The 18,205-nt window shown below is 35.4% G+C and carries 21 protein-coding genes, 1 tRNA gene and 1 riboswitch; of the genes, 10 read left to right on the forward strand and 12 right to left on the reverse strand.

Going from position 1 to position 18,205, the window contains the following annotated elements:
* The first annotated feature begins 7 nt into the window (after positions 1-7).
* The 5 genes from AHA02nite_RS11515 (at position 8) to AHA02nite_RS11535 (ending at position 5,367) form a co-directional block, all read left to right on the forward strand.
* A complete protein-coding gene (locus tag AHA02nite_RS11515) occupies positions 8-1,552 on the forward strand; it encodes a rhomboid family intramembrane serine protease (protein ID WP_146817427.1) in 1,545 nt (514 codons plus the stop codon).
* A gap of 15 nt (positions 1,553-1,567) precedes the next feature.
* Complete coding sequence (locus AHA02nite_RS11520) at positions 1,568-1,753, forward strand: YqgQ family protein (RefSeq protein WP_017185835.1); 186 nt, start codon at positions 1,568-1,570, stop codon at positions 1,751-1,753.
* A gap of 132 nt (positions 1,754-1,885) precedes the next feature.
* Positions 1,886-3,769, forward strand: coding sequence for an LTA synthase family protein (locus AHA02nite_RS11525; protein WP_146817429.1), 1,884 nt, complete (start codon positions 1,886-1,888; stop codon positions 3,767-3,769).
* Between the two features lie 93 nt (positions 3,770-3,862).
* Positions 3,863-4,564 (forward strand): ABC transporter ATP-binding protein, encoded by a 702-nt coding sequence (locus AHA02nite_RS11530; protein ID WP_146817431.1) that lies wholly within the window; start codon positions 3,863-3,865, stop codon positions 4,562-4,564.
* Between the two features lie 20 nt (positions 4,565-4,584).
* A complete protein-coding gene (locus tag AHA02nite_RS11535) occupies positions 4,585-5,367 on the forward strand; it encodes an ABC transporter permease (RefSeq protein WP_146817433.1) in 783 nt (260 codons plus the stop codon).
* 23 nt (positions 5,368-5,390) lie between these two features.
* Here the strand turns inward: AHA02nite_RS11535 and AHA02nite_RS11540 are convergent, their stop codons facing one another.
* Positions 5,391-5,582 carry a DUF2759 domain-containing protein gene (locus AHA02nite_RS11540; RefSeq protein ID WP_017187461.1) on the reverse strand — a complete coding sequence of 64 codons (192 nt, stop codon included), beginning with the start codon at positions 5,580-5,582 and terminating at the stop codon, positions 5,391-5,393.
* 153 nt (positions 5,583-5,735) lie between these two features.
* On the opposite strand from AHA02nite_RS11540, the gene AHA02nite_RS11545 reads away from it, so the two are divergent.
* A complete protein-coding gene (locus AHA02nite_RS11545; RefSeq protein ID WP_146817435.1) occupies positions 5,736-6,356 on the forward strand; it encodes an MBL fold metallo-hydrolase in 621 nt (206 codons plus the stop codon).
* A gap of 49 nt (positions 6,357-6,405) precedes the next feature.
* On the opposite strand, the gene AHA02nite_RS11550 is transcribed toward AHA02nite_RS11545, so the two are convergent.
* The 9 genes from AHA02nite_RS11550 to comGA form a co-directional block, all read right to left on the reverse strand.
* The gene (locus AHA02nite_RS11550) at positions 6,406-6,648 is read right to left on the reverse strand and encodes a DUF2626 family protein (RefSeq protein ID WP_146817437.1); all 243 of its coding nucleotides are present in this window, start codon (positions 6,646-6,648) and stop codon (positions 6,406-6,408) included.
* 88 nt (positions 6,649-6,736) lie between these two features.
* Positions 6,737-6,808: transfer RNA gene (locus tag AHA02nite_RS11555), tRNA-Gln, on the reverse strand.
* 28 nt (positions 6,809-6,836) lie between these two features.
* Positions 6,837-7,154 (reverse strand): hypothetical protein, encoded by a 318-nt coding sequence (locus tag AHA02nite_RS11560; RefSeq protein ID WP_170236086.1) that lies wholly within the window; start codon positions 7,152-7,154, stop codon positions 6,837-6,839.
* Between the two features lie 28 nt (positions 7,155-7,182).
* Positions 7,183-7,650, reverse strand: coding sequence for a ComGF family competence protein (locus AHA02nite_RS11565; protein ID WP_146817441.1), 468 nt, complete (start codon positions 7,648-7,650; stop codon positions 7,183-7,185).
* A complete protein-coding gene (locus AHA02nite_RS11570) occupies positions 7,604-7,942 on the reverse strand; it encodes a hypothetical protein (RefSeq protein ID WP_146817443.1) in 339 nt (112 codons plus the stop codon). Before AHA02nite_RS11570 ends, AHA02nite_RS11565 begins: the two co-directional genes overlap by 47 nt.
* Complete coding sequence (gene comGD, locus AHA02nite_RS11575; protein WP_218025421.1) at positions 7,926-8,366, reverse strand: competence type IV pilus minor pilin ComGD; 441 nt, start codon at positions 8,364-8,366, stop codon at positions 7,926-7,928. Before comGD ends, AHA02nite_RS11570 begins: the two co-directional genes overlap by 17 nt.
* Positions 8,350-8,652 (reverse strand): competence type IV pilus major pilin ComGC, encoded by a 303-nt coding sequence (comGC, locus tag AHA02nite_RS11580; RefSeq protein WP_146817447.1) that lies wholly within the window; start codon positions 8,650-8,652, stop codon positions 8,350-8,352. The genes comGD and comGC overlap by 17 nt, the downstream gene beginning before the upstream one ends.
* An 11-nt stretch (positions 8,653-8,663) precedes the next feature.
* Positions 8,664-9,707 carry a type II secretion system F family protein gene (locus AHA02nite_RS11585; RefSeq protein WP_146817449.1) on the reverse strand — a complete coding sequence of 348 codons (1,044 nt, stop codon included), beginning with the start codon at positions 9,705-9,707 and terminating at the stop codon, positions 8,664-8,666.
* Entirely contained in the window at positions 9,676-10,680 is a 1,005-nt protein-coding gene (comGA, locus tag AHA02nite_RS11590) for a competence type IV pilus ATPase ComGA (RefSeq protein WP_146817451.1), read from the reverse strand. The genes AHA02nite_RS11585 and comGA overlap by 32 nt, the downstream gene beginning before the upstream one ends.
* A gap of 39 nt (positions 10,681-10,719) precedes the next feature.
* On the opposite strand from comGA, the gene AHA02nite_RS11595 reads away from it, so the two are divergent.
* Positions 10,720-11,262 carry a shikimate kinase gene (locus AHA02nite_RS11595; RefSeq protein WP_146817453.1) on the forward strand — a complete coding sequence of 181 codons (543 nt, stop codon included), beginning with the start codon at positions 10,720-10,722 and terminating at the stop codon, positions 11,260-11,262.
* Positions 11,263-11,349: 87 nt separating this feature from the next.
* Here AHA02nite_RS11595 and AHA02nite_RS11600 read toward each other — a convergent pair whose 3' ends face one another.
* Together AHA02nite_RS11600 and AHA02nite_RS11605 are read right to left on the reverse strand one after the other, a co-directional pair.
* Complete coding sequence (locus tag AHA02nite_RS11600; protein WP_146817455.1) at positions 11,350-12,156, reverse strand: YqhG family protein; 807 nt, start codon at positions 12,154-12,156, stop codon at positions 11,350-11,352.
* Entirely contained in the window at positions 12,143-13,750 is a 1,608-nt protein-coding gene (locus AHA02nite_RS11605) for a DEAD/DEAH box helicase (protein WP_146817457.1), read from the reverse strand. Before AHA02nite_RS11605 ends, AHA02nite_RS11600 begins: the two co-directional genes overlap by 14 nt.
* 170 nt (positions 13,751-13,920) lie before the next feature.
* Positions 13,921-14,012: riboswitch (glycine riboswitch) on the forward strand.
* A gap of 186 nt (positions 14,013-14,198) precedes the next feature.
* On the opposite strand from AHA02nite_RS11605, the gene gcvT reads away from it, so the two are divergent.
* The 3 genes from gcvT to gcvPB are packed head-to-tail and all read left to right on the forward strand — an operon-like array spanning position 14,199 to position 18,126.
* The gene (gene gcvT / locus AHA02nite_RS11610) at positions 14,199-15,302 is read left to right on the forward strand and encodes a glycine cleavage system aminomethyltransferase GcvT (RefSeq protein WP_146817459.1); all 1,104 of its coding nucleotides are present in this window, start codon (positions 14,199-14,201) and stop codon (positions 15,300-15,302) included.
* Positions 15,303-15,314: 12 nt separating this feature from the next.
* On the forward strand, positions 15,315-16,664 hold the full coding sequence (gene gcvPA / locus AHA02nite_RS11615) for an aminomethyl-transferring glycine dehydrogenase subunit GcvPA (RefSeq protein WP_146817461.1): 1,350 nt from the start codon (positions 15,315-15,317) through the stop codon (positions 16,662-16,664).
* Positions 16,657-18,126 (forward strand): aminomethyl-transferring glycine dehydrogenase subunit GcvPB, encoded by a 1,470-nt coding sequence (gene gcvPB, locus AHA02nite_RS11620; protein ID WP_146817463.1) that lies wholly within the window; start codon positions 16,657-16,659, stop codon positions 18,124-18,126. Before gcvPA ends, gcvPB begins: the two co-directional genes overlap by 8 nt.
* Positions 18,127-18,205: the final 79 nt, after the last annotated feature.

Raw genomic sequence — 18,205 nt, forward strand, 5'->3', positions numbered from 1 at the left:
AATCGGGTTGTATATTGCTGAGAGGTATACGATGTTGAAAATGATCGATCAGTTAATTAACCACCAATTCGAAGTCCGTTACATTTCTAAAGACCGAGACCTCTTTATATTGGAAAGGTACGAAAAGCAAACGAGCCAGATCATTCTCCTTAATCATAAACAATTTGATTGGGCTAACCATCTTAGAAGAGATGTCCATCAGAAAGTCAATTATTTAATGAAGAAGTTAAGGTTCGTAAAAGGTAGAAAAGTACATTATCACATAGCTTACTTTTCTGATTTGGCTCCAGTAGACCGTTGGGAAGACGTTAGGGAAACCAAATCATTAAAAGAGAAGAAAAATGCTCAAGTTTCGGTATATTATTTTAATCAAGGCGAAAAAAATGATGAATTATCTAGGTTATCTAATCAAGTTAATGAACCCGTTACAGACTATATGAACTTAGATCTAGAACCAACTTCAGAAGAAATGGACCGTCAGACTGTTTACCTAGAACAAAAAGTCGTTGGTTATCATAGAGCTAAAGAGAAAGAGTTTAAGCAAGTATTCTTTTATGGTAAAACGAGATTGACTTACCTTCTAATCTTAGCTAATTTATTTGTCTTTGCTTTAATTGAATTGAATGGAAGTAGTACAGACACATTTCACTTAATCGAATGGGGAGCAAAGTATAATCCGGCTATTGCAGATGGTGAATGGTGGCGAATTGTATCATCTATGTTCTTACATATTGGGGCATTACATTTGTTTATGAATATGCTTGCTCTCTTTTTCCTTGGCGATGTAGCTGAAAAGATCTTTGGCACTAAAAGATTTCTAATCATTTATTTCTTAGCTGGTATTTTTGGAGGGCTGGCAAGTTTTGCGACAAATGATGCAGTAGCTGCAGGTGCTTCTGGAGCGATTTTTGGGTTGTTTGGTGCATTGCTTTTCTTTGGCTTAAATTATCGAGAATTATTCTTCAAAACAATGGGAACGAGTTTATTAATTATCATTGGGATTAATATTGTTTTCGGTTTTACCGTTCCACAAATTGATAATGGTGCCCATTTAGGTGGGTTAATGGGCGGTTTCTTAGCAGCTCAAATCGTCCAGTTGCCTTATAAAAGAAGTAATAGTAAACAAATGATTGCCACTCTATTATTCATTTTATTGGTCAGTTCGATGACGGCTTATGGTGTTAATCATGCCGAAACGTCTGAAGATCCTCATTCATTAGCTTTGATTGCACAGCAGCATGTTAATAATGAAGAATACGACCGAGCGGTGCGCTTATTAACGAATGCAATTGACGAAGGAATCGATCATGAATATTTATATTTCTATCGTTCCGTTGCTCACATCGAACAAAACGAGCTATCTAAAGCTGAAGATGATTTATATAAAGCAATTGACCTAGATCCACATTTCTCAGAGGCTTTTTATAATTTAGGGGTATTATATGAACAACGTGGAGAGCAGGGTAAAGCAAAAGAATATGTTGAGAAAGCAATTGACCTTAACCCTGATCAAGAACAATTTCGTGATTTTTATGACCAATTATCAGACTAAAGGACGGGGAGAAGGATGAATAGCTACCTAGATGTACAAAAACTATTAAAACGATTCGGTTCTTTTGTTTATTTAGGTGACCGAGAATCAGATATTATGTTAATGGAAGAGGAAATTAGGGAACTGTATCAAAATAACCTAATTAGTTCTGAAGAGTTTAAGCAGGCTGTCTTAATATTACGTTCTGAAAAGAAATCGTAAAATAAATTTCGTTGTAAAATGTTTGAAAAAATGATAAAACGGGTATTAAAATATATAACATTTATGAAACTTTTTTAAATATGGAACGTCTAATATGTGGGAGAGTTTTTGTGGGAAAGTGGAGGGAGCTTCATGAATCGGATTAAAAGAATTCCGTTATTTATAATTGCAGCGATTTTAGTCGCAATAAAGACTTACGTTGTATATAGATTTTATTTTGATTTATCAATTGAATCATTATTCCAAGAAATTATCTTGTTAGTCAATGCTTTTGCCATTAGTATGTTTCTGTTTTTTATTGCAGTATGGCTTAAGCCGAAAAGTCAGAAGAGGTATATACTAACAACAGCTATTGTACTATCTATTATTATTATGGCTAACTTAATGTATTACCGTAACTTTACAGACTTTGTAACAGTACCAACGTTATTCCAAGTAAACAATGCAGGGGATCTAGGCACAAGTGTGGCTTCTTTAGTTTATTTCTCGGATATTTTATTGTTTTTAGATTTAGCTTTAATTATGACGTTTATAAAACTAAATACGTTCTCAATTGAACAGTTCTCAAGTCAATTTCGTAAGCGTATCGTCGCAATATCAATGACAGCTGTTATCGTCAACTTAGTGCTAGCTGAGATTGAGAGACCGATGCTTTTCCAACGTGGTTTTGACCGAGAATATTTAGTGAAAAATGTAGGCTTACCAGTTTTTCATGCGTATGACCTTGTCATGACAACCTCGACACAGTCGAAACGTCTTTTTGCTGATGGTTCAGGTATGGATGAAATTGATGATTATGTCAGTCAAAATGTTAGAGAAATTGAAAACCCTATCGATTTAACAGGGGTAGCAGAAGATAAAAACGTTATTTATATTGCAGTGGAATCGATGCAGTCATTTTTAATTGACGAAACGTTACACGGGGAAGAAGTTCTTCCTTTCTTAAACGAGTTTAAAGAAGATAGTTATTATTTTGAAAATTTTTATCACCAAACTGGATTAGGGAAAACATCAGACCATGAGTTTGTGTTAGATAATAGTTTATATCCTTTGCCTAACAGTGCAGCATTTTTCACTCATGCTCAAAATGAATATAATTCTTTACCGAAAATAATTCAGGAAGAGCTCGGTTATGATTCATACACTTTCCATGCAAACAATGGAAGTTTCTGGAATAGAAATGTGATGTATGAAACATTAGGTTATAATGAGTTTTTCGATGTTGAGTCTTATGAGTTTGAGGAAAGTGATGAAATTGGTTGGGGGTTAAACGATAAGAAGTTCTTTGATCAATCGATTGATATCATGAAGGAACTAGATGAACCTTATTATGCTAAGTTTATTACGCTAACTCACCATTTTCCTTTTGAAATGCCAGAAGAAGATGCAACAATCGATCAATTTGACTCAAGCTCTGTAACGTTAAATCAGTATTTTCAAACTGCGCGTTATACAGACGAAGCACTGGAACAATTTATAAACCAGTTAAAAGAAGAAGGAATATATGAAGATTCAATAATTGTTATGATGGGAGACCACTACGGCATTAGTTCTTATCATAATGAGGCTATGGCTAATTATTTAGGTGAAGATGAAATTACACCGTATGATGAGGTGAAATTACAACGTGTACCGATGATTATTCACATCCCAGGTCACGAAGACACAGGTACACTGTCTACTTTATCAGGTCAAATTGATTATAAGCCGACCGTTTTAAATATGCTTGGAATAGAGAATGAAAATGATATAGTGTTTGGTAATGATTTGTTCTCTCAAGAACGAAAGGACTTTATAGCTTTTCGTGACGGACGTGTCGTTGGTGAAGATTACATTTACGCTTCAGGTAACTGTTATGAAGATGAAACAGGCGAGTTAGTAGAAGAAGCTAATTGTGATCGAATAAGAGAACAGGCAGAACAAGAATTAAATTATTCGGATGAAATTATTTATGGAGACTTGTTTAGGTTTTATGACTTCGAACAAGGAGAAATAGCTGAAGAGAATAACGAATAAACAAAAGCGTTAATCTGCTCAAATATTTGAGTAGGTTAACGTTTTTTAGTAATCTTATATAACATAAGGACAGAAATAGAAGGTGATGAAGCTTTGAGTGAAGCAATATTTCAATTCAATCAAGTAAACCGTTTAGTTCTACAAAACATTACATTCACTCTACGTGAAGAAGATCGGCTCATTATTTTTGGACCATCAGGCGCAGGTAAATCCACTTTACTTCATTTATTCAATCGAATGGATGACCCAGATCAAGGTGAGGTATTATTTCATAATAAACCGATTGAACAATATGACATTCCACAATTAAGGAGAAGTGTAGGTTTAGTGTTACAACAACCTCACTTATTTCCTGATACAGTGTTAGATAATTTAAAGTTCGGCCCCAGTTTGTTTGATGATTGGGAGGAAGCCCGTGCTGAACGGTTAATGGATTATGTTAATTTACCAATAGATTATTTAAATAAATCAGTTGATGAATTATCAGGTGGAGAGAAACAACGAGTATCTTTAGCACGCACATTAGCAAATAAACCAGATGTTCTATTATTAGATGAACCGACTAGTGCCTTAGATGATCGCAATATTGAGGCAATAGAAGAAGACCTTATAAGGTTAATTGAACATAACCATCTTACAGTTGCAATGGTAACTCATAGTATGGATCAAGCTAAGAGGATTGGAACAAAGGGGCTTTATATAGAAGAGGGACAAGTTATTGAATACGGTGACATTAATCAATTATTAGAGAATCCTAATACAGAACAACTAAAACAATTTCTGCATAAGTCTTAAAGCTACTAGGAGGATACAATATGGAACGGGATATACCTACTTATTCACTCTTGTTACTAATCGTTTTTGTCATGATTCCTTTTACAATCGCCTATATATATCAGCTTGGCTTAAAGAAAGAGATTATTTGGTCAACGGTCCGTGGCACACTTCAATTATTTTTAATTGGACTTATACTAACGTACTTATTTGACCTTCCGCCATTAGTCGGTATTCCAATTATGTTAAGTGTTATGATTTTAGTTGCAACATTTCACGCTCGAAAAAAGGGAAAAGAGTTACCTTACATTTTTATTACCATTCTTGTTGGCTTAATCGGTGTAGAAATTATCGTTCTATCGATGTGGTTAGGTTTTGGCATGATTTCGTTTACGCCTGAAGAAGTGATTCCGATGAGTGGAATGGTGATAGGAAATAGTATGGTAGCTATGGGGCTAGCGCTTGAACGGCTAAAATCTGAATTTGAACAAAACAGAGGTAAACTTTTAGCGGCACTATCGCTCGGTGCAACCCCTAAACATGCGGCACATATGTCAATTAAGAAAACTTTAAACGCAGCATTAATACCAAATATCGATCAGTTAAAAACGATTGGTTTAGTTCAATTACCCGGTATGATGACAGGGCTTATTCTAGGTGGAGTCGCTCCAATTATTGCAATTAAATACCAGCTAGTTATTTCGATTAGTATTTTTTCCTCAGTTTCATTAAGTGCAATCTTCATTTCAATGGTTATGTATCGTTTCTTCTTTAATAAGCAAATGCAACTTTTAAACTTGCAAGATATAAAAAAGAACGGCTAACAAGTAGATGTTAGCCGTTTAGATTACCCGGTAATTGCACCAGTTATTTGACTATAAAGCGTCATTACTGAATACCAACCAAATAATAGTAGTGATGCAGTTGCAAAAGCTACAGCAAAGAAGTTGCGGTTTTTAATTTCGCGGAAAATGGCAATAAAACTTAAAATCGCTACAACTAACATCATAACTCCAAATACGAATTCTCCTACTTGCATGTCTGCTCCTCCTTGAATGAAAAACTTCTTCTTTGTTATGATTACAATGATACTAAGAAATTATCCGTAAGATTTCTCCCTTATATTTTATATAAAAAGTGTTGAAGTGTCGAGTGATTTCATTAAAAATACATAGAAAAGGTGGAACGTTTTGTGAACATTTATAGTTTTTCTTTAGGATTATTAGGGACTAATTGTTATGTTATCGAACAAAATCAGAAAGCATTAGTGGTTGACCCAGGTGGTGAAGCAGAGAAACTAATTCAATTTTTCTCTGAAAATGATGTTCAACCAATAGCGATTCTATTAACGCATGCCCACTTTGACCATATAGGTGGGGTAGAAGAGCTAAGAAGTCATTATAGCATAGATGTTTATATGCATGAATCAGAGAGCGAGTGGTTAACGAACCCACAGTTAAATGGATCACAACGTTTTCAATTAGGTGAGATTAAAGCTGAGCGAGAAGCGGATCATTTTCTAACTGAAGGAATGACTGCCATTGACCAATTTGAGTTTAAAGTACTTCATACTCCTGGACATTCACCTGGTAGTATTTCATTTTTATTTGAAAGTGAACATGTATTAATAGCTGGAGATACACTATTTCAAATGGGAATTGGCCGAACTGACCTGCCGTTTGGTGAGCACCAAACGCTTATACAATCGATTCAAGTGAAAATTTTTAGTTTATTAGATGAAACAATTGTACTGCCTGGCCATGGTCCTAAAACAACGGTAGGCGAAGAAAAAGAACAAAACCCGTTTTTATAGAACATTCGTTTTAAAAAAAGTTCAACCCCAATACGGAGTTGAACTTTTTTTAGTGTGAGAATGATGGTTCTAATAGGAACGTTACGTAATAAGTAAAACCTACCATAAAAACAGTTAAGTATGCGCCAAAAATATACATATAAAGACGTTCCGATAGGTTTAAGTATCCGATTCCTAAAAAGAAGATCGTTTGCGCTAGAAAAGCTACGGACATGCCTAAGTTACCTGCAGCATAGAAAAGTGCAGTAAAAACGCCAGTCCAAAATGCTAGAACACGAAACATACGATCCATGTCTTTTCCTCCTTTGCCAGGAACTCGTCAGACATATTATATACGATGATTTAAATAATGTAAATGAACTTTTTTTGAAGCATTATAACTGGGCCACCAGGATTCGAACCTGGGAGTCACGGGATCAAAACCCGATGCCTTACCGCTTGGCTATGGCCCAATCACAATTGTTATTATAGTTCATTACGTCAAATATTATACATTATTATTGTGGAATGTTCATAATTAAATGCATTATTCGTTACAACTTGTAGCTTCAAATTAATAAACTTATTGTCACTGGTGGAATAGACAACTTGTACTTTTCCTGTTCTATAGTCGAATTCAACTGTTTGCTCGTTTGATGTTGGTGTGAAATCGCCTGTTAAAATGTCATGAATTGCTGTATTGATTAAGTTTTGAATCGTTAATTGTTCGTCACTCCATTGAAGTTGTTCTTTTTGATATTCGGTGTGAGAAAATAATAAAACTAAGGAGGAGCTAATCGTTATTAAATAAAATAACATAATTGGGAAGATGACCCCTTTTTCATTTTTAATATTCCTTAATGTTAAAGTGTGTAAATACCGTTTCAAATTGTTGTCCCTGCCTTGTAAAGTGTACTTTAAAAGCATTTGAAGCGATTTTCTCTGTTTTGAATTCGTGGGTATCAAACATCATAACCTCAAATCCTTGTTGATTAGTACGTCTGATTACTCGACGATTATGTTGTTCAAAAGTTACAATCTGACCTTCAGAGTCCACAAAATGTAGACGGTTATTGGCTATTCTTATTTCGCTACTTCTATTTAATTCGAATGAAATGAGGAAATCGAATTGCCTGGCCTCTAATTGATTAATGTTATTCAGTGGAGATAAGTCTGCGATTGGTTTAATTAAGTTATTCATCATAGGAAGTGTTAACATAAAAATGGTTAATGCTACTAAAGTTGTTAGTAATGTATAACCGTACTCGTTACATGTAGTTCGGGATATATTGACAAAGCTCTTTATTTGCTTCATTTGAATCCTTCCATTCAATACAGACAATTAATCGTTGATCATCTTCTAATAATATAGTCGAAAAACTTTCATTTGATATTTCGGGTAGGTAAGAGGCGGGTGGCTCGTTTTGAAGAATGTATGCTTTTGCTTGTTGTAATTGGTGGTATGCTTCTTCATGTCGTTTAATATCGTGATGATGTTTGTATAGTTGTGTTATAAATGGAATGGTTAAACTGACTAATAAACTAAAGCAGATTAAAGTTAACACCGCATCTTGTAAGATAAATCCATCTTCACGTTTCAGTAACATAGTATCTTCCTTTTCCGAATGAAAATATAATCTCATAAGTTTGTCCATTTATTGAGAGATGAATCGTTTTAGGTTCATTGATTGTCCCACGTGGATTAAAAGATATACGTCTAGTATCAAAATTAAAATGCACATGATCATCAAATTCTCTTTCAACGAGCGGAGCTTCTAATGAACTTCGGTAAATAATGTAGCTGTTACTTGAAGTAAATAATAACGTTAATCTTCGTTGATATAGAAGAGAATGTTGTTGAATGTAGAATATATCTTGTTCAAAAGTGTTTAAGACGTGCTGTGTCGTTCGATTTACATTTACAGAATGGAAGTTATACCATGAGAAAAAGAGTACCGTAAGAATTACACTTAACACGATCAATTGTTCAACCAATGTAAATCCATTGGTATTATTAATCTTCGTTCGCAACTGTCACACGACCATTATTTAGTAATAACTCACTTTCATCAGGGCACGTAGCACTCGGTATATAATCATCGACTAATTCATCTAATTCACTTGGGTATGAACCTACTTCTAGTTTGTAAAGTTGGACTTGCGATTGAACTAAATCAACGTATGCTTCACACCCTGTGTCATCAACGAAACTATTGTGTTTTATCACATTGGGGATCGTTAAGATTAATAAAACAGAAATGATGAACAAGACGATGAGCATTTCTATTAAAGTAAATCCTTTATTATTTTTGACCATGATTTTCACCTCTACATATGATTAATTAGTTGGAACATAGGAAACAGTGTGAACAAGTATATAACGACCACCATACTGCCGATGAGTAAATATAGTACAGGTTGAACCATAAGCAGCACTTGTTGTGTTCGTTCCTCTAATGTTGAGAGTGCAATAGAAGAGTAGGCTCTTAAATCTTCAAGTAATGTTCCTTGTTCAGCACTTCTTAATATTAAAAATTTAAAATCTTCTTCAATAAGGCTTAGTCCATTTGTTGAAGTGACTAACTGATCTCCATTTTTTAAACGGTCAATTATGATTTGGGCATAATGACGCAATATAATTAAATCGTTTTGATGACTCATAATGATTAAGCCTTCTTTAACAGTTTTGCCGTTATTTATTGTTGAAGCTAAATGATAAGCAAAGTGAATCGTTGTCGTTAACTTAACAATAGATTTAATAAAAGGAATTCTTTCGATAATAGTAATCTTTCGCTCAATATCTCCATTCTTGTAAAAGAAGTATATGAAAAGAGTGATAATAATAGTGAGACATAGTATTAAAGTAATGGTAGTTTGGATTATTGTAACGAATAAATTAAACCAGTAATTAGAAGAGTGATCTCCAAAGCTGGTCATCGTTTCAGTGTAGGCCGGGAGAAGAATGCTACTTATGAAGAAAAAACCTCCAAATGAAATGAACAGTAAGATCAAAGGGTACTTACTTAAACTTTTTAACTTTTTATAAAAGTCTAACCTCATTTTTAACATGTTATGGCAATTAATAATTTGTTCATTCATTTGACCAGTTTCTCTTGAAAAGTAAAGAAATGCTATAACAATAGGGTGGAATTTTAGTGAACGAAAGCAGTCTTCAATACTCTTGCCGTCTTGCAAAAGGCTTACAAAGTGTTTTGCTAAATTACTGAATTGAGGGTCATACTCCATAAATTCTAATGAACGCTTTAATGTGAAGTGATTAGCCAAAAGTTTTGAGAGACGTTCTAAAAAAGCAACTTGCTCACGTAAATTAATTGATTTGTTAGTAACTTTGCGTTGAATACCCATAAGCATATGCTTTTCTCCTTAGTTGATGGAAGGTATGAAAATGACTGTTGTTCTCAGGAGGGAAACCTTTAATCGATCGGGTCAGGCTTTCACCTTCTAGTAACTCGGCTATTGCTAACCTCGAGTACCCACGTTGTTCTTGCAACGTTTTTGATAATGGGATCAATTGTTGTGCTGCAATCCCTATGATCGTTTGATGAAGTTCGGTTTTCGTTAGCCCCATTTCTAATAGCCTTTCGATTGTACCGTGAGCGTTTTTAGCATGGACGGTAGTTAAAACTAGGTGCCCTGTTAATGCAGCTCTAAATGCAAATTGTGCTGTTGCTTCATCACGAACCTCACCAACTGTTATAATGTCAGGATCATGTCTTAAAGCTGCTTTTAATCCTACATCGTAGCTGAATCCTGCTTTTTCATTAACTTGCACTTGTAGTATTTGGTCGACATCTCGTTCAATTGGGTCTTCTAGCGAAATTGTTTGATATCCGTAACGTTTGATCGCTTCTTTCATTAACGCAAACATCGTAGACGATTTACCACTTCCTGTTGGACCAGTGAATAATATGATTCCAGCTTTGTTTTGTATCCAACTAAGAAGAGATTCAGTTTGTCTAGGGAATAAGAACAGCTCATTAATAGTAGGTGACTTGTTTTTTGGTAAAATTCTAATAGCAAGACTTTCCGTTGAGGTTAAAGGTAATGTAGACAACCTTAAATGATAAGCATCGTGGTTAATTGACACAGGGATTGTACCGTCTTGGGGGATTCGGTTCTCTGCAATATCCATACCAGAAGTAAATTTGTAATAACTTAGAAGAGTTTGGTAATCTGTAAGTGGAATTCGTTTATAAAACCAACGATATCCATTGATTCTAAAGTGAATCGTTACGTCAACTTCTTCAGGTGAGAAATGGACGTCTGTAGCCCCTTTTTGAATAGCGTCATGAATAATATGGTTAGATAAGTGATCTGGTTTCAAAAAATCACTCCTTAATAGAGAAGTTTAGTAGGTGAACTAATGACAACTATTGCGTTAATTGGATTTATGGGTTCTGGGAAAACGACTATAGGACAACGCCTTGCACGTTCAATGGAAATTCCTTTTGTTGATACAGATGATGAAATTGTTAATAGAGTCGGAATGTCAGTCCCTGAAATTTTTGACCATTTTGGTGAACAATACTTTCGAAGCGTTGAAAGTGAAATATTAAAGTCACTGTCAAAAAAGAAATGTGTTGTTGCAACAGGTGGTGGAATCATTAAACTGGATACTAATCGACAAATGTTAAGAAGCGATGATTTTTTGACTGTATGGTTGGACCTAACTTTTGATACCGTTATGAAAAGAATAGCAAACGATGAGTCTAGACCACTTTGGAATCAAGATGTTGAAAAAAGGATGAGCTTGTTCAATAGTAGGCAGGCACTCTATGATGACTCTTCACATTTTTCAGTAAACGTGGATGGCCAGCCTGTCGAAGAACTGATCGAGGAAATTAAACGCTATATATATTCTTATACAATGTTTGGAACTAAACGTCAATCCGACGAAAATCGCTAACTTTTTTGTTAAGTAAAAAACCAATGAAGTTTTGTCGTGTTGAACAAAATTTCATTGGTTATTTTCGTTTTTAATTCGCAAAACTTTTTATTGAGATGTTGTAAGTTGCCTCGTTCGCTCTTGCGTTAAATAGAACAATCCACCATTAATCCAATTCACTTCCACTTTTGGATATAACCGCTCATAAATTTGTTCCTTTGATTGATCGTAAAATTGTTGGTCTTCTTCAGTGTGGAGTTCTGTTAGTTCGTCTAACATATTTAACTCCTGGTTATAAAGCTCAATTGATTTTTCACTGAAAGATGTCGATTCCTGTTCAATTCTATTTGATAACTCTTTCGTTAGATGTTCGATTGATCTTTCAGGTGAAATGATATATGGAATTTTGTAAGCGTAATCAGGTACGTGTTGAACAAAGTGTTGATCAATGTTTTCATCAATCCAATTAAAACGCATTGTGCCATTTGTTAGAAGTATACCTATACTAACCATTTCGTCATGAATATACCATCCACGATACTTAACTTGTAAGTTGCAAACGAACCAAGGGTATAGAGGAGTTCGTTTAGTGTTTTCGCTAATGTTTTCATAAAGTGTAGTATAGCGACCTTCTTCTTGTATGACGTTAAATATTTGTTGTAAACGTGGTGAACCAAAGTGAATCCACTCACCATCAGCTTCAACACCTTCTTTAGACTTATAAGTGACCGTCATCGGCTCACCTTCATAGCCCATCGTATTAATGTATTGCCAGTAAAATGGGCGGTTCATCAACTGTTGGTCTAATTCTCTCGTCAACTTAACCGTTAACAAACCGTCATGATTTTCTAAAATCGAAGCTTGCCTATGATCAAAAAACTCATAAAGAAACCCATGTATCTCAGCTTGTTTCATCTTTTAGCTCTCCTTCAGAATTCTCACTTTCACTTTGAATGACTGACATTAAGTTATCGATTTTAATTTCTGCTTCTTTCGTTGAGTGTGATTCTTGAATGATATCTGTTATTTCTTCTTCAAAACTATTAGCGCCAAAGCTACTTAAGATTTGATCAATTTCTCCAATTACACCTTCAAAGACAGATAGTTTATCGTAAAGCAGGTTAAGAATTCTTTCATCCATTGTGTTGTTTAAGACAACGTAAAAAATATTAACGGTATCTTTTTGTCCGAATCGGTGGATGCGTCCTATTCGTTGTTCTAATTTCATCGGATTCCAAGGTAAATCGTAATGGATCATATTTTTACAAAATTGCAAGTTCAACCCTTCTGCACCAGCGTCTGTTGCTATTAGTACTTTTGCGTTGTTTTGGAACAATTGTAGCATCCATTGTTTTTTGCTTTTTCTAAAATCACCGTTATATGGTACAGCGCTTATACCGTTTTGTTGGCAAAGCCATTGTAAATAAAGTTGTGATGACTTATATTCCGTAAATATAATGACTTTATCATCAATTTCTTTAATTAAGTCCATTGTCTTTAATGCTTTTGCATGATTTGGCAATTGTTCAATTAACTCGATAATGTGTGATTCTTTAAGGTTTTCTTGTTTTTTCATTGATAAATAACACGCTTCACGACTTGAGCAAAACTCTCTTGATAAAGTCAAGTTCGTTAATGCGTGAGATGTTTCAAGTTGTTGTAGCGCATCATATACGTGCTGTTCTTCTTCAGTAAAGTCAACTTGGATGGTTTTGATTTCTCTTGTCGCCCAAGGATCTTGAACATCACTTTTTCTTGAACGGACCATTGATTGTTTAATTAACGTTTGAATCGTATCATAACTGCTCTTTTTTACCTTTTCTTTGAAAATCCGTTTATCCCCTAATAATCCAGGGCGTACAATTTTCATTAAGTGATAGACTTCATCAATTTTATTTTGTATAGGTGTTGCCGTAAGTAATAGACAATAAGTTGACTTTAGTTGTTTAACGAATTGATAGTTTTTCGTATCAGCATTTTTAAGTCGGTGTGCTTCATCAACAATTAATAAGTCAAATTCCTGTTCTATTAAGGTTGAAGCGTGCGGCTCTTTCTTTGCCAAATCAATTGAAGAGATGACTATGTCATAGACTTCCCACGGATATGAACGGTGCTTGGCCCTTGCTGGAATGAAAAACGTGTAATTCATCTCAGATTCCCATTGTCTAATTAGAGACGACGGGACTAAGATTAAAACTTTCTTGACTAACCCTTTAATCATCAATTCTTTTAAAATAACGCCTGCTTCTATTGTTTTACCTAATCCCACTTCATCAGCAAGAATAGCACGACCATGCATATGAAAAATAACCTTCTCAACAGCTTCTCTTTGATGGGGAAGAAGCTCAAGGTTCGGTAAATACTTCAGCGAATTAAGTTCATTTTTGTTAGTCATCGATAGTTGACTAAGTTCGTAAGCTTTTTTAAACGTATCCCAGTCACTGTTTTGATAGTCTTGCACATGGCTGATGACTTCATATAAATGATCAGTATTAACAATTGGTTTCATATATTAAATCCCCTAACTATTAAATCTTTATGATGACGCTTACACATCTTGAAGAGATGTGGTATAATACAAGTAGAATTTTATTCATACTTTTTGAACAATTTTTATGTAGCATGTAAGGTAACATCTCATTGTTTTATTATGCTCTAAAAATTGAATATTATGAGCGAATGATTACAAGGGGAGAGTTCACAGCTTGTGACGCCGACGGAGCAAATACATAACGTATGAATCTCTCAGGCACAAAGACTCTTGTATGACGCACCTCTGGAGAGTGTTTATCGAATATTTGATAAACCACCAAAGATGTAAGCATTACATAGTAGTGTGAAACTTTCAGGTGTCAGGACAGAGAGAATACCGAAGCTTAATTTGGTATTCTCTTTTTTAATGCTTTTAAAAGCATTTGCTAGTACATCAACCTAATTGAAAAATAGGGGGTCATTAAATGGGAGAAGTTAAAAGAACACCAATTTTTCCGGAATATGAAAAGTTAGGTGCGAAAACGATTGATTTTGGTGGATGGGATCTACCTGTTCAATTTTCGAGTATTAAAGAAGAGCATCATGCAACTCGTGAAAAAGCAGGTCTTTTCGATGTTTCACATATGGGGGAAGTTACAGTAACAGGCCTTGATAGTGAAGCGTTTCTACAAAAAATGGTGACAAATGATGTAAGTAAGTTAAACATTAATCAAGCTCAATATACAGCTATGTGCTACCCAGATGGTGGTACTGTAGACGATTTTCTAATCTATAAGCGTGATGAAGAGGATTACTTACTTGTAGTTAATGCTGCTAACACTGAAAAAGACTATGAATGGTTAGTAGAACATCAAGAAGGCAGTGTCGAAATTAACAATGTTTCTGAGGATTTAGTTCAATTAGCGCTACAAGGTCCAAATGCACAAACGATCTTACAGAAGATCACTTCAGAAGATCTAAGTGATATTAAATTTTTCCGTTTTAAAGATGATGTTAAAGTAAATGGAGTTAAGCATGGGGCACTAGTATCACGTACTGGTTATACAGGAGAAGATGGCTTCGAAATTTATATTAACCGCGATTCTGGTGTAGATTTATGGAATGCCATACTAGAAGCTGGTGAAGGTGAAGGGTTACAGGCAATTGGTTTAGGTGCACGCGACACGCTAAGATTTGAAGCGAACCTAGCATTGTATGGCCAAGAGCTAACTAAAGATATTACACCGATTGAAGCAGGGATTGGCTTTGCTGTAAAAGTGAATAAAGAAGTAGATTTTATTGGCAAAGAAGTATTAAAAGAACAGAAGGAAAATGGACCAAAACGTAAACTAGTAGGAATTGAAATGATTGATAAAGGTATTCCGCGTAATGGTTATCCAGTGATGAAAGGTGATGAAGAAGTTGGTTTTGTCACTTCAGGTACACAGTCACCGACATTAGGAAAAAACGTAGGTCTAGCGCTTGTTAATACTCAATATGCAAATGAAGGTGAGGAATTACAAGTTAAAGTGAGAAAGAGAACACTTAACGCTCAAGTAGTTCCAACGCCATTTTATAAAAGAAAGTAAGGGGTGAAGTTAATGCAACATCGATATATTCCAATGACAGATCAAGACAGAAAAGATATGTTAGAAACAATTGGTGTAAGCTCAACTGAAGAACTTTTTAATGATATTCCAGAAAAAGTCCGCTTTGACGGTGAATTGAATATTAAACCAGCTAAATCAGAGTATGAGTTAACAAAAGAGTTAACAGAGTTAGCTGAACAAAATAGTCATTCGAAATCTCATACGTCATTTTTAGGTGCGGGTGTCTATCAACATTACATTCCATCTATTGTAGACCATGTCATTTCTCGTTCAGAATTTTATACAGCTTATACACCTTATCAGCCTGAAATTTCTCAAGGTGAGTTACAGGCGATCTTTGAATTCCAAACGATGGTTTGTGAAATGACAGGAATGGAAGTAGCAAACTCTTCAATGTATGATGGTGGAACTGCATTAGCAGAAGCGGTGAACTTAAGTGCAGGTCAAACGAAGAAGAAAAAAGTACTTGTTTCAAAAGCAATTCATCCAGAGTCAATGGATGTTATTTATACGTATGCAAAAGGTTTTAACTTAGAAATTGTTGAAATTGATCATCAAAATGGTTTAACAGACCTAGAGCAGCTAAAATCTGAGCTAGATGAAGATACAGCGAGTGTTGTTATTCAGTATCCAAACTTTTTCGGTCAAGTTGAGCCGTTAAAAGAAGTCGAAGCGATGTTAGAAGACCAAAAGAAGACGATGATGATTGTTTCGAGTAATCCACTTGCTTTAGGATATTTAACACCTCCAGGAGAGTTCGGAGCGGATATTGTTGTTGGTGATACGCAAGTATTCGGTATCCCGACACAATTCGGTGGACCACATTGTGGTTATTTCGCAACAACGAAAAAGTTAATGCGTAAAGTACCAGGGCGTCTTGTCGGTCAAACAGTCGATGAAGATGGATATCGTGGTTTCGTATTAACACTACAAGCACGTGAACAGCACATTCGTCGTGATAAAGCGACATCAAACATTTGTTCAAACCAAGCATTAAACGCATTAGCATCTTCTGTTGCGATGACAGCTCTTGGTAAACAAGGTGTTCGTGAGATGGCTGAGTTAAATATGAAGAAAGCTCGTTATGCGAAAAAAGCTTTTGAAGCGGCTGGTTTTGAAACTTTACATGATGGGCCATTTTTCAATGAGTTTATTGTGAAGCTGAATAAGCCGGTTTCTGAAGTGAATGAACAATTGTTGCAAAAAGGCTATATCGGTGGCTATGACTTAGGGCGTAACAATGACAGTTATGACCAACACATGTTAATTGCCGTAACAGAAGTTCGTTCAAAAGAAGAAATCGATCAATTTGTGAAGGAAGTAGGTGAGGCTAATGGCTAAAGAGCAAGATTTTCCAGTGATTTTTGAATTGAGCCAAGAAGGACGTAAAGGTTATCACTTACCTGAACTAGATGTAGAAGATATTAACTTAGATGAAGAGTTTTCTAATGAATATATTCGTCAAGAAAACCCAGATTTACCTGAAGTAAGTGAACTACAAATCATGCGTCATTATACAGCCCTTTCAACACGAAACCATGGTGTAGACTCTGGTTTCTATCCATTAGGGTCATGTACGATGAAGTATAACCCGAAAATTAATGAAGATATTGCACGTATTCCAGGTTTTAGCATGATTCACCCTTATCAAGAGGAAAGCTCTGCACAAGGTGCATTAGCTTTAATGTATGACCTACAAGAGTCATTGAGTGAAATTACAGGTATGCATGCTGTAACGTTACAGTCAGCAGCAGGTGCTCAAGGTGAGTGGACGGGCCTAATGATGATTCGTGCATTCCATGAAGCCAATGGCGATCATCACCGTACTAAAGTAATTGTTCCAGACTCAGCACACGGAACTAACCCAGCATCAGCAACAGTTGCCGGGTTTGAAGCTGTAACAGTTAAATCAAATGATCAAGGATTAGTAGACTTAGAAGATTTAAGGCGTGTTGTAGATGAAAATACAGCAGCATTAATGTTAACGAATCCAAACACTTTAGGACTGTTTGAAGAGCACATTTTAGAAATGGCTGAAATTGTTCACGAAGCAGGAGGGCGCTTATATTATGATGGCGCTAACCTAAACGCAATTATGGGTTACACTCGTCCGGGTGACATGGGCTTTGACGTTGTTCACTTAAACTTACACAAAACATTCACAGGACCACACGGTGGTGGTGGACCAGGCTCTGGACCAGTAGGTGTAACGGAAGAGTTAGCACCATATCTACCTAAACCGTTAGTTTCTAAGCGTGATTCTAATGAATATTTCTTTGATTATGATCGTCCGAAATCAATCGGTAGAATTAAGCCATACTACGGTAACTTTGGTATTAATGTTCGTGCATATACGTATATCCGTTCAATGGGCCCTGATGGCTTAAAGCAAGTTAGTGAAAATGCAGTGTTAAATGCGAACTATATGATGAGACGTTTAGAACAAGAATTCGAATTACCATTTAGTCAGCATTGTAAACACGAGTTTGTTTTATCAGGTAAGAACCAGAAGAAAATGGGTGTTAGAACACTAGATATTGCAAAACGCCTATTAGACTTCGGTTATCACCCACCAACAATTTACTTCCCATTAAATGTTGAAGAAGCATTAATGGTTGAGCCGACAGAAACTGAAGCGAAAGAAACGTTAGATGAATTCGTTGATGCGATGATTCAAATTTCTAACGAGGCTAAAGAAGACCCTGAAAAAGTGCAAGAAGCACCACACACGACAGTTGTTGACCGTATGGATGAAACGACAGCAGCGAGAAAGCCTGTCTTACGTTATTATCGTGAAGACTAATGGTTAAATAAAGTGAAAAGCAGTTCGGTTTTATAAGCCGGACTGCTTTTGTTATTAAATAACAGCATTACTGTTTTAA

It is taken from the genome of Alkalibacillus haloalkaliphilus (assembly GCF_007991275.1).
Classification (GTDB): Bacteria; Bacillota; Bacilli; order Bacillales; family Alkalibacillaceae; genus Alkalibacillus; species Alkalibacillus haloalkaliphilus.

Excerpts from the sequence above, each read along its gene's own strand:
- AHA02nite_RS11525 (WP_146817429.1), top strand. The coding sequence starts at position 1,886 with ATGAATCGGATTAAAAGAATTCCGTTATTTATAATTGCAGCGATTTTA.
- AHA02nite_RS11585 (WP_146817449.1), bottom strand. The coding sequence starts at position 9,707 with ATGCTTATGGGTATTCAACGCAAAGTTACTAACAAATCAATTAATTTA.
- AHA02nite_RS11600 (WP_146817455.1), bottom strand. The coding sequence starts at position 12,156 with ATGAAACAAGCTGAGATACATGGGTTTCTTTATGAGTTTTTTGATCAT.
- gcvPA (WP_146817461.1), top strand. The coding sequence starts at position 15,315 with ATGCAACATCGATATATTCCAATGACAGATCAAGACAGAAAAGATATG.
- AHA02nite_RS11540 (WP_017187461.1), bottom strand. The coding sequence starts at position 5,582 with ATGCAAGTAGGAGAATTCGTATTTGGAGTTATGATGTTAGTTGTAGCG.
- AHA02nite_RS11560 (WP_170236086.1), bottom strand. The coding sequence starts at position 7,154 with ATGTTATTTTATTTAATAACGATTAGCTCCTCCTTAGTTTTATTATTT.
- AHA02nite_RS11570 (WP_146817443.1), bottom strand. The coding sequence starts at position 7,942 with ATGTTACTGAAACGTGAAGATGGATTTATCTTACAAGATGCGGTGTTA.
- comGC (WP_146817447.1), bottom strand. The coding sequence starts at position 8,652 with ATGGTCAAAAATAATAAAGGATTTACTTTAATAGAAATGCTCATCGTC.
- AHA02nite_RS11605 (WP_146817457.1), bottom strand. The coding sequence starts at position 13,750 with ATGAAACCAATTGTTAATACTGATCATTTATATGAAGTCATCAGCCAT.
- gcvPB (WP_146817463.1), top strand. The coding sequence starts at position 16,657 with ATGGCTAAAGAGCAAGATTTTCCAGTGATTTTTGAATTGAGCCAAGAA.
- AHA02nite_RS11565 (WP_146817441.1), bottom strand. The coding sequence starts at position 7,650 with ATGAAGCAAATAAAGAGCTTTGTCAATATATCCCGAACTACATGTAAC.
- AHA02nite_RS11520 (WP_017185835.1), top strand. The coding sequence starts at position 1,568 with ATGAATAGCTACCTAGATGTACAAAAACTATTAAAACGATTCGGTTCT.
- AHA02nite_RS11535 (WP_146817433.1), top strand. The coding sequence starts at position 4,585 with ATGGAACGGGATATACCTACTTATTCACTCTTGTTACTAATCGTTTTT.
- AHA02nite_RS11550 (WP_146817437.1), bottom strand. The coding sequence starts at position 6,648 with ATGGATCGTATGTTTCGTGTTCTAGCATTTTGGACTGGCGTTTTTACT.
- AHA02nite_RS11595 (WP_146817453.1), top strand. The coding sequence starts at position 10,720 with ATGACAACTATTGCGTTAATTGGATTTATGGGTTCTGGGAAAACGACT.
- gcvT (WP_146817459.1), top strand. The coding sequence starts at position 14,199 with ATGGGAGAAGTTAAAAGAACACCAATTTTTCCGGAATATGAAAAGTTA.